Genomic DNA, 15,303 nt, shown 5'->3' on the forward strand with positions numbered 1-15,303 from the left:
TGAGAAGTCTGGCATACGATTCTAAGAACCTGGCGAAGAGGCCAGAGAATCACACTGCGTCAGGAGTACTGCAGGACGGAAGGCGACTTGATGGTCGGTAGCATTGGACCCAAGTTGAAACTGACTAAGAATCACTAAACAACTCCCTCTAGCGCCCAATCAGCAAACGCTTCATCACTAGCCTCTTGCCAGTTGCCGCCCGTCGCTTCTTGCTTTCCGACAAGACTAGTGGCTTCAGCATCTTCTCTGACGGCAAACGACGCATCCACCGCCGCAGCCTTACGCGTGACAACTGCGTTGTCCTCAGCTACTGGCCAACCCCAAACTACTTCTTCTGACTCTTCCTCACTCTCGCCACTCTGCGCGTTACTGGCCAAGCCGAGCGGCGACAGATCGCCTCCCAGCGGCTCGTCTGCCACCACCAGCGAAACTGTTCGAGTCAGCTCGGTTCGTGGCAGTGTGTTTCCGTAGTTCTGTTGCCATGTGAGGAAATTGAAACCGTCCAGTGCATTCTCGGCGACTTCGTCGCCGAATCGCTCGTGCCAGCCCTTGCTCGCATGAGTCAAGTCAACGCCGTCGACGTCGCCATCTTCATCAAAATCGCCAGGCTTGCCATAGAGCTGTTCCTGCAAGTCCATCGTCTCGATACCAGAGTAGCTGACCGTCGAGGATTCAATGGTCACGGCACCGGAACCAACGACGTACAGCCCCGGTACAACGGTCGTCTCGTACAATGCATCTTCATTCACGTGAAGTTGATCGCCCGGTGCAAAAATCGGGAAATCGCCAGCAATATTGATCTGCTCGAACGCCGGGCCGACCACGTAGAATTCGTCGGCGCCACCATTGCCATCCAGTGAAAGCGTGCCAACGCCTGCTGTTCCGTCGACAGTGAACTCATCACCCTGGTTACCGCTGGCGAGTGTCACCGTCTCAATATCGCCGTACTGCACATCAATGGGGATGGCAACGTTGTCGAAGAGAACGTGCTCTTCGTAGCGACCTATCTCCTCAGGCGTAATCGTGTATTTGCCGCCGCCCGGCAACTCATAGGGGTTGTTCTGATCGAACACATTGAATGTGTCGGCACCCGATCCACCATCAACCTCCAGCCCGTCGACTAGCTCCATGTTCCTGTCCATGGGGCTAGCATTCACGACATCGTCGCCGTCGCCGGTCTTAATCAGTGCCCGCGTCCAAGGCGTGCTCTCCACATCGACTGTGTCGCCTTGCGAGCCGGTGCTCAGCGTGAGATCTTCGACGCTCGAGTAATCGACATTGATGTTGGCCGGCGTACCGATGAGATAGATATCTGCCTTGCCACGGATCACGCGAGAAGCAGAAACGTCGTAATCATCACTAAGCCCAAAGCCATAGGGGTTGTTCTGATCGCTGATGAACAGCTTGTCGATGCCGGCATCGCCATTGAACGTAAGATCGTCGACCAATTCCATGTTCTGGTCGTCCGGACTTGCGTAAAGTCGATCATTGCCGGCACCGCCATTGATCGTCGTCAGCCCTTCGGTCGTGGCATGCACACGGATGCTGTCGACAAAGTCGGTTGTCGTGAGCTCAAGATTCTCAGCGTTTGAGAAGTTGACATCGTAGGTCGTCGGACCGCCGGGGGTTACAAAACCAAAAGTGGTCGTGTACCGAGACACGCTGTGGTCGTCGATATCGTAATGAGCGGTCGAGAGCTCGCTGCCGCTTTCGTTGTGGTCGAATATGCGAACTGTGTCGCCTCCCGTGCCGCCGTCGATGTACGTGTTGTCAAACTCTTCCAGGTTGCCCAGCGAAGCGCCAACCGTGATCAGGTCGTTGCCCGCCATGGTTCTCACATTCATTACGCCAGAGAGGGCACTCGCCACGTTGACGATATCTGCTTGTCCGCCCGTCCGAATATCGGCACTCTCCACGCCGGAGTAAGCGATCGAAACCGGCAGGAATAAGCCCGGATTTGCCGGTTGGAATGGGTGTGCACGGAATCGCGATACGCCGCTGTCGGAGATCGTATACATGCGACTCAGACTGACGTTGCTATAGGGATTCGACTGGTCGTTGATCGTGATCGTATCCGTATTGAAGCCGCCATTGAATGTCAGGCCGCTGACCATCTCGATATTTTTGACGCCAGGCAACACACTGACCGAGTCGTTTCCCCAGCCGCCGTTGATGTCCAGATCGATCGCGGAGTTCCAACCTTCGATCGTAAAGGTGTCGCTGCCGAAGCCACCGTTGATCGTCACGGAGTCGAGCGTGCTGACCCAATGCGTGAATTCGACGTTGCCGTTGAGCACGACCTCGACCGACGGTTTCAGACCGGTGTTGTCCAGTCGGAGCACGAAGTTGTCGTCGCCGCTGGTTCCACCAACAGTCAAATCGGTCCAACCATTCAGGTAGGCGGTCTTCATCATCTGTCCGGTCGAACCGCCTGGCAGGTTCGTTGATTCGGAGTTCATCAAGTAAGACGCTTGGATGTCACCCGGGAAGGAAGCGATCTGCGAGCGGAAATTCCCGGCGCTGCCACCGGTGGCGCCGTTGTGAGAGTAGGTGGTTCCGAAGTTATCGCTAGAAGCGAACCAACCAAGTTCCTGTTGGTCTCGCATGTTGCGGGTCGATGACCAGAGGATACTGTTGTCGTGCTCAATGGCGTCGAGAAACGTAGCTAACTCGCGCGCCTTGAGCTTCCAGCCAAACGCTCCACCCGTGTTAGTCAGGTCCGACTGGTTGAGTCCCGCATTGGCGTTGGCGGTGGCCAGATTGTAGCCAACCGCAGGATTCGCCAAGTTGGTCTTCATATCTGCACCCGTGATGCCCATCGGATCGAAGATATTGTCCTTTACGTAGTTTTTGTAGATGATACCGCTGATTAAGTCTGGCCCGAAGAGAGTATTGGCCGTTAGATTCGACGCTGGGTTGATCAACTTCGGCAGTACGACTTTCGCCAACAACGAGAAGTTCGCGTTATTGTAACTAGGGTTCCACCTTGGCGTGTCGTAGACACTATCCGCTGCGATGGTCGGCGCGGGCAGTCCTGCTTCCACCAGGGCTTCCAGGTTGGCAAAGTTGTTGTTGCCATAGCTATTAAAATCTACGCCGATCGAATTACCGACCTCAAGAAAGCCACTGCTATGCGTCAGTAGGTGGCGTAGACTCACATTCTGTACGTTGCTGCCTGGATTCCAATCACTCGGCAGGTAGTCGACGAGCCTCGTGTTGAGCTGCGCATCGAGCCCACCGGGCATCGACTGCAATTTATGGAGGATGGCGGTGGCAGTGATTGTCTTGGAAACGCTGGAGACTTCCATCTCGGTAAGCGAGTTGAAGTTCGTGATCGGCATGTTGGCCGCCGTGCGTGCCAGCCCGTCGCCGCCGGTAGCTGCATTGACCGTGCCACCGGCGTTGATTGCGTAGCCATATCCGACTGCGGCACCGTTGGAGAGAAACTCGAAATTGTCGCCCATCACGCCAGCATCAAAGGTCGAAGACCCGAGCAGCACCGCCATTACCCGCCGGTCTTCCAGATGCTCGAACCCACGGCGGTAACGGTTGCATTGGCTTGGTTGGCGATTACGTGTGCGGTTATTCATACGGCTTTTCTTAACAGTGCCCATCGCGATATTCCTTGAACGAGGAGTTTCCATTGCTGGGGGTTCAGAAGTGACGAGTGGCGGGGCAGGCGTTGTTGCGGCGCCGCCGACTCGCTAGCTCGTACACAGGATTAATCAACAACCCGAGCCAACCCCGGACAGGAGTGCGAGAAAAAAGCAGGAAACTCCCGATAAAGACTTATTTTGCAGGGACTCCTGAGACATGGAGGCAATCGACGCCAGCGAACCTCCCCTTCCCTTGGGTGTCCGCTTGGTTATGAATACGTCGATGGAACGCAACGATCTCAACAGCCCACTTTCCAGAACGGCCTCGCGGCAAGTGGTATCCGCACCTTCCAACCAATTTGCATCAGGCGTAACCCTCGCCATCGTTGGCACGTTTCTGTTCGCTCTCAAGTCGATCTTCATCAAGCTCGCTTTCGCCGCCGGCGCAAGCCCCACGCTTGTTCTCACACTACGACTATTCTTCGCGTTACCCTTGTACGCCATCGTCCTTTGGCGGCTGCGCGCTGGCGGAAAATGCGAGCCGCTCACTCGCAAACAGGTACTACGAGCGCTCGGCCTGGGGTTTCTCGGCTACTACTTGGCTTCCTATCTCGACCTCACCGGGTTGTCGATGATCTCTGCGCAATTAGAACGTCTTACGCTCTTCACCTACCCGGCCATCGTTGCACTGTTAGCTTGGTTGTTCTTGGGCGAGGAGCTTGGCCCGCGCGTCATCTTCGCAATTCTCTTGAGCTATGCCGGCGTGCTGCTAATGTACGGCGGAGAGCGGGCTTTTACGCAGAGCGAACATCTTGGTTTAGGCGTATTGCTCGTGATGGGTTCCGCGCTTAGCTACTCGCTCTACATTCTGTTCGCCAAGCCAGCGATGCAGCGAATCGGCAGCGCGCAGTTCACAAGCCTCGCGATGATCGGCTCTACCTGCTTCGTGGGCGTCCACTTCTTGCTGACGCAGCCTTGGTCCGATTTGATCGACGCTCAGCCAGTGGTGTACCTGTACGGGTTGATCTTGGCTTTCGTGTGCACGGTGTTGCCAAGCTACATGATCAACGAAGCGATCGTACGCATCGGCGCAACGCGCACCACGGTCATCGGCTCGGTCGGCCCAACACTCACCATGCTCCTAGCGATCGTCGTGCTGGACGAGCCTTCCTCGCTGCAACACTTCGCCGGCATGGCGGTGGCAATTGCTGGGGTGAGTTTGGTGGCGAGGAAGTGAGCAGTGGGACCCCAAGTGCCACTGTGGCGAAAGTACCAAATGCAAATGATAGAAAATCGAGTTTTTCGCGAAAAAACGCTAGTTTCTTGGTAACCGATAACGAGTATCTGTATACTGGACGTAGGCTCGATGGGAGCACCGGCTTGCAGCTGAATCGGAACCGGTTCTATGCTTCGCATTTGGGGCGGTGGGTGAATCGTGATCCGATTGGGTATGATGGTGGGACGTTAAATCTCTATGAGTATGTGGGTGGGATGCCTTTAATGATGCTCGATCCAAATGGGACTGTATTTACGCCTATTTTTGAGCCGTTGGGCCCTCGGTGTTTGATATGCTCGTGTGAGGCTCGCAATGGTCGAAGAACGTGGAAGGTTAGAGCAAAGTGTGATCGTAATAGACGCTTGCAAGAATGTTGCAAAGATGCCTGTTGGCAACCTAACATTGGCTTTGGTGATACAACAGACATTGAACTTTGCGACGCGAAGCCTAGCGACGTTTGCACCATTTGGGATGTTTGTTCTAAAAGCAGTTGCGTTGATAAATGCGAGACGGCGTCCATTGCTTGCTTCTCTGGGTGCGCTCTGTTTAGTGGAGGAAATGCAGCCGCATGCGGTCTGCTTTGTGGTGCAGCGTACAAAGCGTGTAAAGCAAAATGTCAAAAATGTAAATTAGATTAGGTGTTGGTACATGCGACAGATAACTGGCCGTCTTGACCGGCAACAAAGCGTGCATACCTCATGAAAGTCCCTTCTTTTATGTCAACTGGCCCGGGCAAATCCATTTCATATGCCCTACTCATTGCTCTTGTCGTATTTCTTGGAGTGATTTACGAATATGGAATGGATTGGAATGACGCTAGAGTATTGCTTTTAGGCATAGCTGCCTTCCTTATGACCAGTTTTCTGATAAAGCTGTTCACACACTAGACATCCTGTCCCTCCAGAAAATCCAGCAACCAACGAGCCCAAACAACCATGAATCCCAAGTCCTGAGCATCTTAGGGAGAAAAGCCCCTGTCCCTCCCGAAAACTTCATCCGTGCAAAATGAAGCAAGTAAGAGTCAACTAAAGGAATCGACGCGTGCCAATTTGCCGATCAAAATTGAGTCCCTGATGAAAAAGGCCGAAGTGACCAAGTCATAAAAATAGCCCCGATGGTTTCGCACCGGGGCTGCTCGATCATGCCGACGTTGCGTACTTACCAAGCACTTCGTTAGCGGGCTGAGTGTTTCCGTTTTTCAATTCAGCCTGAGCCTTTTCTAATTCGTCCCAAGCCTCATAGGAGCAAGCTCTTCGCATGAACTAATAATCAAGGAAAAGTAACCCACAGCATCGACTGCAAGTCGCTCGACGTGCATTTCCTAACGAGTATCTGTACACTGGACGTAGGCTCGATCCGGCGACCGGGTTGCAGCTGAATCGGAATCGGTTCTATGCGGCTCACTTGGGGCGGTGGGTGAATCGCGACATCCTTGTCTATGTGGACGGGATGAACATGTATGGCTATGTGCTGAGAAATCCAAGCTACTGGCTGGACCCCAGCGGAAGGGAAGCCGCTCTTGCTGCTGGTGGCTTCTGGGCCTGGGTTTGGGGGACGGGAGGTACAACAGCAGCCGGAAGTGCCGCTGTCGCGGCTGCTCCTGTAGTAATAGCCGCAGGTGCCGCAGTTGCTGCGCCAATAGCCGGATACCATGTAGGTGATCGATGGGAACAAACTTATGGATGGGGAGAAGCGGTTGGAAACTGGTGGAGTCCGGCCCCTCTCGCACCTAGTCCTAGTCCGACGCCTCCGACTATCCCTAATACCTTCCCTCGCACGAGACCCCAATCAATACCCAATCCCCAGCCTGAGCCAGATCCTGAAACGGAGCCAAATAGACCGTACGTGCCAGAACTGGGGGAGGAGATTGCTATTGCATGTGCAACATGTCTAACGGCTCAAATGCCGAACCGATTGGCAGAATGTCTAGAAAAAGTTGTAAAGACCTGCCGAATTGTGATGGGCAGTACAAATTCTGCTATTGCAAAGGCGATCCTTGAGTGTCGCTAATTGATTCAATACATGTTTGTTTTAGAGCCGCCGTATTTGAACAATATAACATGGATAAACAAATTACTAGTTTGTGCAGTCAACTTGGGTGGGGTAAGCCTCATTCACATTACCAGATACAATCTGACATCGGAACATCGACGGGACTCTTTTGGTATGAGGCTGGAGATATCGGTGATCCTAGAACGGATTGTTTCTTGCAGGTCAATGAGTTGGAATGCAGAGACCAGGCAAGAATCGTCAAAGCAGCCGTATATGCTCCCAGATACAGGTTATGCACTGGTTGGCACGTCATTAGATTTATGATGTCTACTGAAGAATCTGTTCTCAATGAAGCAGTGCGACTGAGGCAATGGCTTCACCGAGATAACTTCACAAATCTTGAGTCTCGCCGAAAATTTCGATCTAATCACCCGGAAACTACTGGGTATAGTTGGCGTGTGCTACGTAAGTACGGCCCTCCCTTTTACGTTACAGTAGACAACACTAAGGGTATTGCAAATGTAGAAACACATCAAAGTGAAAAGTGTAAGCAAGCGATTTCCAACAGCGACTCCCCCGAATAACTGTCCCTCCCGAAAAGTCAAAGCCAGAAAAGGTTCCAGGAACCTAATAGACGATCAACAACGCACATTGGGGTCCGTTTTCAAACACATTTCTCGGCACGAAACCCGTCGTGCATTTCCTAACGAGTATCTGTATACTGGACGTAGGCTCGATCCGGGGACTGGGTTGCAGATCAATCGCCATCGGTTTTATGCTTCGCATTTGGGCAGGTGGGTGAATCGCGATCCGATTGGGTATTTGGGGAGCGAGTGGAATCTTTATGAGTACGCAAGCAGTGCAATCGCAATTTATAGGGACCCGTATGGACTGGAACCTAGGACTTGCGAACAACTAAATATCCATAACGCCTGGGAGAACAAGAAATGCCGTAAACGATGCTTTCTAGCGCCTCATGACACTGGGTATCTGAGTGGTCGAAGAGGTGTGTATTGGCTTTGCAGAGATAAGGGTCGTCCTTCTGAAGAATGCCACGAGCTTGCGAGGAAAGACATTAGGGAGTGCAAGGCGGGATGCGACGAGCACTTCCCACAACAAGATTGCAATCCGGCGTATTGCGATCCTGAAGATACAATAAAGGAAGTAATTAGGGATTGCGGCGCTCTGGGCTTAAATGCCTTTAGGTTGGGATTGCAGTGCACCGCGGAATTGAGCGTGGGTAGTCCAAAAGCAGTTTTTACTTGCGCAAAATACGCGACAGCACAAGAGAAATACATGATTTGCGCGGGAAACGTTGCTGGGAACGGTAGGTAATTTGTGATTGGCTTTCTTACAGTATGCTGCCATCGCCCACGATCCGTTTAGCAACGAAAATAGAAGCCTGCACCTTACTTGTAGATGTTTGAACAAGCAACTTGTCGCGGTCTCTTTTCGACTGTGGGTCCCATTTGTTCATTGGAGCTGCCGAAAAGTATGAATCTGACAACTTCAGTTACTCGACTTGCCCTGACTGTTCTATCAACTGGAGCGTTTACTCTCGCTGCTCTCCCTTTGTGCATCAGCGCAGAGCTAAGTGCAGACAAACCAGTCGGTGTCAAAAAACCAGGAATTTCAGCCAACGCTATTTTAGCTCGCTCTGCCGAAACGTACCGCGTAGCCGAGACTTACGTGGACAATGGAATTTCGATAACAACCATTCAACGTGCTAACGGCGCCAAGTTGCAACTCGTATTTGAATTCCACACAGCTTTCGAGAGAGCGAAAGCATTTCGGTTTGCATTTCGTAAGAACGCATTCAATCTTGGGTTCGAAGCACCATATGTTGTCTGGCATGAAGGGAAGCAAACCATGACCAACACTGGGCAGAAAAGAGGTTTTGTACCGGTGAAGTCGATCGGCACCGCGATTGCAATGTTGACTGGTGTATCTTCAGGTACTTCACACAACATCCCATCTCTGTTGATGCCAGGAGAAATTGGTGGCAAACGTATACTTAGCTTAGCAAAGATGAGTCCAATAAAGAAAAAGGTGCTTAACAATAGAGATTGCTACGTGTTGGAGGGCATTTCTGGCACCCGCCAAACAACACTTTGGATCGACAAAGAGTCCCAATTGATTCTAAGAATCGATGAGGCGTACACCCTTGACGGTGAGTTTAGAAACAAGACTACTAGCTATGACCCTGCTATCAACAGGGATGTCCCGAATGTCAGTTTCGCTAAGAAGCTTCCGAACGAGTGGAAGCACACGAAGAACACTAACCGTCCAGACAACCCTGAGAATCTTACAGATGAGAATACTGGTCGTGTCGCTCCCGCTGTCCCTGCAGATTAGTCCATCCGCCTGAGAATGGGCAAGCTGGAATACACAATCAGGATCAGAACGAGCACCGAGCCAAAAAAGGTTCCAGGAACCGAATCGACAGGCCTCTGACTGATTAGAGACTTGTTGGAGAATCCTAACCACGGAGAGTGCGAGTCGCGCACCCAATCGTGCATTCTCCAACGAGTATCTGTATACTGGCAGAAGACTCGACCCGGCGACCGGCTTGCAGTTGAATCGGAACAGGTTCTACCACTCAGGATTGGGGCGGTGGGTGAATCGGGATCCGATTGGGTATTGGGGTGGCCCCAATTTGTATGGATACGTGCGTAGTCGCCCTACATACTACGAAGATCCATTAGGTTTGCAGGAGGCTCCTCCTTGGGAGTGGGAGATTCCCCAGCCATATGATGCACCTGCGGATTTCGATATTAACGATTATCCCCCGTGGTCGCCGCCAGGCCCTGTCATAGGACCCGATCCTTCGAAACCTCCGAAGCCTCCTTGTAAAAAGGGGTGCAGTACTGCGGCATGCCAGCAAGAATGTGCCGATGCGTTGGCGATCTGCGGTGCTGGGTGCACTGTTTTATGCATACCCACAGGGCCTGGATACTTGGCTTGCGTGGGAGAATGCGGGGCTGTTTGCGCTGCAGGCTGGAGTTTTTGTCATCTTGGCTGTAAGCTTTGTCCAAACCCATAGGTTGGGATACGTAATGCGTTATAGTTTTCTCCTTGGGACAGCACTATTCATATCAGCTTGGATTTTCGTCAAAACTGTAGGTCTGCCATTTCATATACCGCTTGGGGTGTCAGTAGCTTTGTTTCTGGTGATAATGGTTACTATTGGCATTTTTAGGAATCTTCGTTTAGAGAATACAAGAGAAGCAACACCCAAAGACGAGCAAGAAGTCGAGTAACCACGGACCTGTCACTACCGAGTAATGCGGCGGGTGGCACTGGCGAAATCGGGTGCCACTGCTGGTTTATCACGGTCTGCCTAGCGAACCGCCTGACCTCATATGTCACGTGACGTCAGCACGCCAGCTAGCCCCGAGCCAGCAGTGAGCATCGGCGGCCGATTTGCCACATCTCACACTTCCAACATTTCCGGAAAGGAGCCCATCTTCAACTGAAAACTTCAAACCAACCAAGCCCACTAGCACTGGTCGCACGTCCCTGAGAGTGACTTTGCCAACGAGTATCTGTACACTGGACATAGGCTCGATCCGACGACCGGATTGCAGCTCAATCGGAACCGGTTCTATGCGGCTCACTTGGGGCGGTGGGTGAATCGCGACATCCTTGTCTATGTGGACGGGATGAACATGTATGGCTATGTGCTGAGTAATCCAAGCTACTGGCTGGACCCCAGCGGAAGGGAAGCCGCTCTTGCTGCTGGTGGCTTCTGGGCCTGGGTTTGGGGGACGGGAGGTACAACAGCAGCCGGAAGTTCCGCTGTCGCGGCTGCTCCTGTAGTAATAGCCGCAGGTGCCGCAGTTGCTGCGCCAATAGCCGGATACCATGTAGGTGATCGATGGGAACAAACTTATGGATGGGGAGAAGCGGTTGGAAACTGGTGGAGTCCGGCCCCTCTCGCACCTAGTCCTAGTCCGACACCTCCTACTATCCCTAATACCTTCCCTCGCACGAGACCCCAATCAATCCCTAATCCCCAGCCTGAGCCTGAGCCTGAACCCTATAGACCCTATTTCCCCGACTGTCCTGAAGAAACAGACGGAAAGGATCGCTGGCGTTGCACTATTAAAGCCAGGAATTGGTCAGTCGGTACACCATGCTATGGAGAGATCTTTTCTGGTGCCGGTTCGACCGAAGCGGAAGCAGCCGCAATCGCTACGCAAGCATGTCATGATGCTGGATGCCATAAGCCAGGCAGTGGGGGTGATTGCGGGCATGTCACCTGTAGGAAGCTCCCATAGGCATTGGAGGTTAGATGAGTATTACTTGGCGGGACCTAAAGATTGGCGATAGAATTCAAATGATTGAATGGCCACCAGAGCTAGACAAAGAAACGCTTCATGGAGACACAATCGGTTTTTACGAATGGGCTATTGAGTCTGGAAGCCAACTTACAGTTGTCAACATTGACGAGTGGGGTATCCCTTGGGGTAAGATAATTCGCACATTAGACGGCATAGAGACTACGGAAAGTATTGGCCTTAATCATAGTGGATATGTTGTTAGTGCGCCCTAAGCAGTAGGAGATGCAGCTTCCAATTGCAACTGGCCTTGTCGAACGACTCTTGCCTTTGTTGCGTAGAACCGACCTGAACGGACTTTTCTACCCTCGCGACGGAGCGACTGAATCAGAAAAGGTTCCAGGAACCGAATAGACGATCAACAACGCACATTGGGGTCCGTTTTCCAACCCATTTCCCGGCACGCAACCCACCGTGCATTTCCCAACGAGTATCTCTATACTGGACGAAGGCTCGACCCGGCGACCGAATTGCAGTTGAATCGGAATCGGTTCTATGTCTCGCATCTCGGGCGGTGGGTGAATCGCGATCCAGTACGTTACCTTGCAGGTTCCAACAATCTATACGAATACGTAGGGGGAACGCCTACAGATTATTCTGACCCTCTAGGACTAATTGAGGAGGGCGGTTGCTGTACGCCGCCTGCACCTGGGTTCCCCAACGTCTACTTTCCTACGCCTACCGGCATTCTGCATGGAACCGGTGGTAGCAACCCGACTGCTGTTGACAACCTCTTTCAAGGCATCGACGACATTCAAATACTATTGGATATCATCGACATCGTTAACATTGGAGGTGCCGGTGTGAAGCCCGGCAAGGGTAGTCCGCTTTGGAAAATAATTCAGGAACTCATCATTGTCGAGGGTATGCAAGAACAAGTTAGTCCCAACGATAGTCTCATAGATATATCTCAGGAATTACTGGATCACCTAGGAGGCGAGCTTCAACGCAATAATGGGTTTACATTATGGGTTGAAGTCGAGTTCTATTCATGCGTTAACAACCGCTGGGAAAAAGCTACAGATCAAGTTATGTATGATAGTGGTAACGCTGGTGTTTTTGGTGGGGCCTTGTTTCCAACTCCCACTTTTGATGATATTCGAAGAGCTATCGAGAACGCGCTTCGAGAGATTGACTTAGAGAATAGGGGGCGCTAGCTATGAAATCGAATCTGCGGGGCTTTGTGGTTTTCGTATTCACGTGCATGCTGATTGGCTGCGAAGACGCTAGACCTAGACAAGCGTATGAATTTGCCGTTACCGGACTGGAATCGCGTATTCTGCGAACTACACGTCAATTGGAAGACGATTCCTTGGACAAGACAGATGCAGGGGTTCGAGTCCGACAAGAGTTTGTGCTGCCTAGCGACCGGATAGCCTTGCAACAATTGATAACTAGCGGATCGAATGCACTTCATCGGCCTCTGGTACTATGGGGGATAGTTCGGCCAGTTCTGGGCAATCGTACAGACGCGGACTACGGCCTTCAATTGGAGTGGCTTGAAAAAGGACTAGAGACAACGGGCTTCTTCTTGCAAATGCGGAATGAGAAGATACTCAAGTTTGGGAATACGATTGATAGTAACAACAAAGAGTTTGTTAATCTCGCATTGGATAACAATCCAAGCAGGTATGACCAAATTGTATTTGTGCAAAGTGGTTCAGCAGGCCCGCAAACCGCGTTATTGACCAAAGAGCAGTATCAAGAAATCATCGTGCAAAGGCAGGCAGATCGAGTTGGCTTGATTCTTAAGGATGGCACTTTGACTAGTACCGGTCCAATTGCTTATCAAGAAGACTTTAACTCGGAAACACCCGAGTGATCTGTATTGCTCCTCCTGTCCCTACCGAATAATCTATTCGCTTGAGTATCGGGAGGCTGGAATACACAATCAGGATCAGAACGAGCACCGATTCAACTATCGCTGTGGCACAATGGGCTACGACGAGCTGAAAGCAACTCATGCAAAGCCCGTAGAGTTTGGAGGTTCGCACACCTGACAAAAAAAATGAACAACACGTCCTCGCATTGACGCTACGCACAAAATCGCGACATCGCCAACGAGTATCTCTATACTGGACGGAGGCTCGATCCGGAGACCGACTTGCAGCTCAATCGCAATCGGTTCTATGCCTTGCAATCCAGCAAAGGTTCCAGGAAGGAATTAAGAATGGCTCACCTTTTCTGGCTTCGATACGCCAGCAGTGAAAAGGCCAATAGCGCCAAAGCCAAACTCGTCGGCTCTGGCACACCCACCACTGAACTCGCCGTCCCCGAGTACTCCCGCTGGATGGCCAACAGATCGAGCCCATCCACTGTGCCGTTGGCATCGCTATCGCCGTCGCTGAACAGGGTCCCCAGGCCGAAGCCAATTCTCCACGTCTCCAAGTCTTGCCCGTCGACCGTGCGGCTAAAGTCGAAATCGCTGTCAGCGAATGCGAACACGCGGAAATCGACCACCACTGGCAAGTGATCGTAGGTCTCGCCGTCGTTGTCCATCGTGATGTCGAATTCTAGCAAGCCTGTCGCGGCCCGCTCGGCGGGTGTCATGGCGACGGTGTTCAGCACGAATTGATTGCCCACGTCTAGAGCTGAGTCGGAGTAGATCACATAGTCCAACACGCCAGGAGCAAAGGGCGAGTTGTCGTTGCGCCAAGTGTATTCGTCAGTACCTGCCCCGTTGTGCAGAGGGCGTGCGTCGGTCAGAGGAGTACCGTCCCAGTCAGGGACAGAGTCCGGCCCGTAGTTGAATTCATCCTGAATGTTGCCATCGATGAGTGTATCCAACGGCTGGAGGCCGCCGACTAGGTTCAAGTCGCCCACGATGGCCAGCGGCGTACCCGGTGGAAGATCGACAAATCCTCCAGGCGTGCGCGCGTCGCGCAGCCAATTCACAATCGAGTCGGACTCCTGTTGCCGCAGCTCGTCTTCAAAACCGCCTTCGTTGCCACAGCACTTGTAGTGATTGTTGAGGAAATAGAAGTCTGAGGCAAACTGAGCGTCGGGAAGATCAACCAGGGCGATCGCTTGACTGCGGTTGCCGCCGGGGGTTGTATCGTACTGCTGCATCGAGAGCGGGTACTTGCTAGCAATCACATTGCTCCCCCCCTTGTACACCTGCCAACCTGCGCCACCCAGTGGCATCAGGGTATTCAAGAGCACACGCACATCGGTACTGTTCTTAGGTGTGCAACTCTCACAGAAGGGATCCCCAATTTCCTGCAAGTTCAACACATCAGGATCTAGTGCGTCGAGCACCCGGGCGAACTTGTCGGCTTGTGCCGGGTTGTTGTCCGCAAAGATCGAATCCCAGTTGATGTTGTAGCTTACTGTTCGCAAGTCGGTCGATTGCTGACGATCAACAAAGGTACCGGTTTGCGCCTGCGCTGCTTGAATGCAGCAAAGTATCGTTACCAGCAAGAGATATCTAAGAGTGGGTAGCATGGACGACCAAGCGCAGGAGAATGGCGGGAAGAAATATAGTTCCAGTCTACGAGTGGGCCACCCTTTGTGCAATGATTTTCACACGATCGACAGGAGGACGGATGCATGTCAGGGTTTCCGATGGTCCCAAGATACGGCTCAAGATATGTAAGAGGTATGAGTGTTTGTCCGTCATATTGTGTTGCATGGATTTGACTTAGGAACCCTTGGGAGAAATCGCATGGAAGCGAAGTGAGCTGCTTTGGAGAACCGAGAAAGGTTCCAGGAACGAGTTTGAGGCAGCACCGACTAACCGCTTACTTTTCGATTGGCCTAGCCATGGAGGATAAGTGCCGCGTGCCTAAACCCAATGCTTGGCAAGGCGCTCTACCGGAACTCCCACTTCGCTGAGCAGCGTGCGATGCAACTTGGCGAGCAACGTTGGTTGCTTGTTGGCAATGTGGTGTCCAGCGCGCGGGTTGCCCACTGCGCCACCGGCTAGCAAGACTAGCAGATCGGTATGGTCGTGCGGCGCGACAAGCTTCGTTTCAATCCGATCATGAACAGGCCTTAGGCTCACCCTTTATCGAGACTCAAAGAACTTGTGTCATTCTAGCCGTCTGAAGTGCTAGCGTGTGTGAAACTATGACGATTGCGCGCAGATTTATCAATTCTC

At 52.3% G+C, this 15,303-nt stretch carries 11 protein-coding genes and 2 pseudogenes; 10 read left to right on the forward strand and 3 right to left on the reverse strand.

Annotation, left to right across the window (positions count from 1 at the left end; all coding sequences use genetic code 11):
- Positions 1 to 134: 134 nt before the first annotated feature.
- Entirely contained in the window at positions 135 to 3,590 is a 3,456-nt protein-coding gene (locus HG15A2_RS18770) for a serine hydrolase domain-containing protein (protein WP_218932089.1), read from the reverse strand.
- 289 nt (positions 3,591 to 3,879) lie between these two features.
- Between HG15A2_RS18770 and HG15A2_RS18775 the strand changes: the two genes are divergently transcribed.
- The 10 genes and pseudogenes from HG15A2_RS18775 (at position 3,880) to HG15A2_RS18815 (ending at position 13,026) form a co-directional block, all read left to right on the forward strand.
- Positions 3,880 to 4,833, forward strand: coding sequence for a DMT family transporter (locus tag HG15A2_RS18775; RefSeq protein WP_145062226.1), 954 nt, complete (start codon positions 3,880 to 3,882; stop codon positions 4,831 to 4,833).
- Between the two features lie 23 nt (positions 4,834 to 4,856).
- A complete protein-coding gene (locus HG15A2_RS25185) occupies positions 4,857 to 5,510 on the forward strand; it encodes an RHS repeat-associated core domain-containing protein (RefSeq protein WP_218932090.1) in 654 nt (217 codons plus the stop codon).
- 658 nt (positions 5,511 to 6,168) lie between these two features.
- Positions 6,169 to 6,882, forward strand: coding sequence for an RHS repeat-associated core domain-containing protein (locus tag HG15A2_RS25190; RefSeq protein ID WP_218932575.1), 714 nt, complete (start codon positions 6,169 to 6,171; stop codon positions 6,880 to 6,882).
- 519 nt (positions 6,883 to 7,401) lie between these two features.
- Positions 7,402 to 8,199, forward strand: a complete 798-nt coding sequence (locus HG15A2_RS25195) for an RHS repeat domain-containing protein (RefSeq protein ID WP_391483902.1) — start codon at positions 7,402 to 7,404, stop codon at positions 8,197 to 8,199.
- 159 nt (positions 8,200 to 8,358) lie between these two features.
- Positions 8,359 to 9,219 carry a hypothetical protein gene (locus HG15A2_RS18795; protein WP_145062230.1) on the forward strand — a complete coding sequence of 287 codons (861 nt, stop codon included), beginning with the start codon at positions 8,359 to 8,361 and terminating at the stop codon, positions 9,217 to 9,219.
- A 121-nt stretch (positions 9,220 to 9,340) separates the two neighbouring features.
- Positions 9,341 to 9,562: pseudogene (locus tag HG15A2_RS25200) on the forward strand (RHS repeat-associated core domain-containing protein); the annotation flags it as partial.
- Positions 9,563 to 9,758: 196 nt separating this feature from the next.
- A complete protein-coding gene (locus HG15A2_RS24670; RefSeq protein WP_246117788.1) occupies positions 9,759 to 10,124 on the forward strand; it encodes a hypothetical protein in 366 nt (121 codons plus the stop codon).
- A gap of 276 nt (positions 10,125 to 10,400) precedes the next feature.
- Positions 10,401 to 11,144, forward strand: a pseudogene (locus tag HG15A2_RS25205) (RHS repeat-associated core domain-containing protein); the annotation flags it as partial.
- A gap of 431 nt (positions 11,145 to 11,575) precedes the next feature.
- Positions 11,576 to 12,361 carry an RHS repeat-associated core domain-containing protein gene (locus HG15A2_RS18810; RefSeq protein WP_218932092.1) on the forward strand — a complete coding sequence of 262 codons (786 nt, stop codon included), beginning with the start codon at positions 11,576 to 11,578 and terminating at the stop codon, positions 12,359 to 12,361.
- Between the two features lie 2 nt (positions 12,362 to 12,363).
- Positions 12,364 to 13,026, forward strand: a complete 663-nt coding sequence (locus HG15A2_RS18815) for a hypothetical protein (protein WP_145062236.1) — start codon at positions 12,364 to 12,366, stop codon at positions 13,024 to 13,026.
- Positions 13,027 to 13,379: 353 nt separating this feature from the next.
- Here the strand turns inward: HG15A2_RS18815 and HG15A2_RS18820 are convergent, their stop codons facing one another.
- Together HG15A2_RS18820 and HG15A2_RS18825 are read right to left on the reverse strand one after the other, a co-directional pair.
- Entirely contained in the window at positions 13,380 to 14,648 is a 1,269-nt protein-coding gene (locus HG15A2_RS18820; RefSeq protein WP_145062238.1) for an endonuclease/exonuclease/phosphatase family protein, read from the reverse strand.
- Between the two features lie 340 nt (positions 14,649 to 14,988).
- Entirely contained in the window at positions 14,989 to 15,207 is a 219-nt protein-coding gene (locus HG15A2_RS18825) for a hypothetical protein (protein ID WP_145062239.1), read from the reverse strand.
- Positions 15,208 to 15,303: the final 96 nt, after the last annotated feature.

The organism is Adhaeretor mobilis (assembly GCF_007741515.1).
GTDB lineage: Bacteria > Planctomycetota > Planctomycetia > Pirellulales > Lacipirellulaceae > Adhaeretor > Adhaeretor mobilis.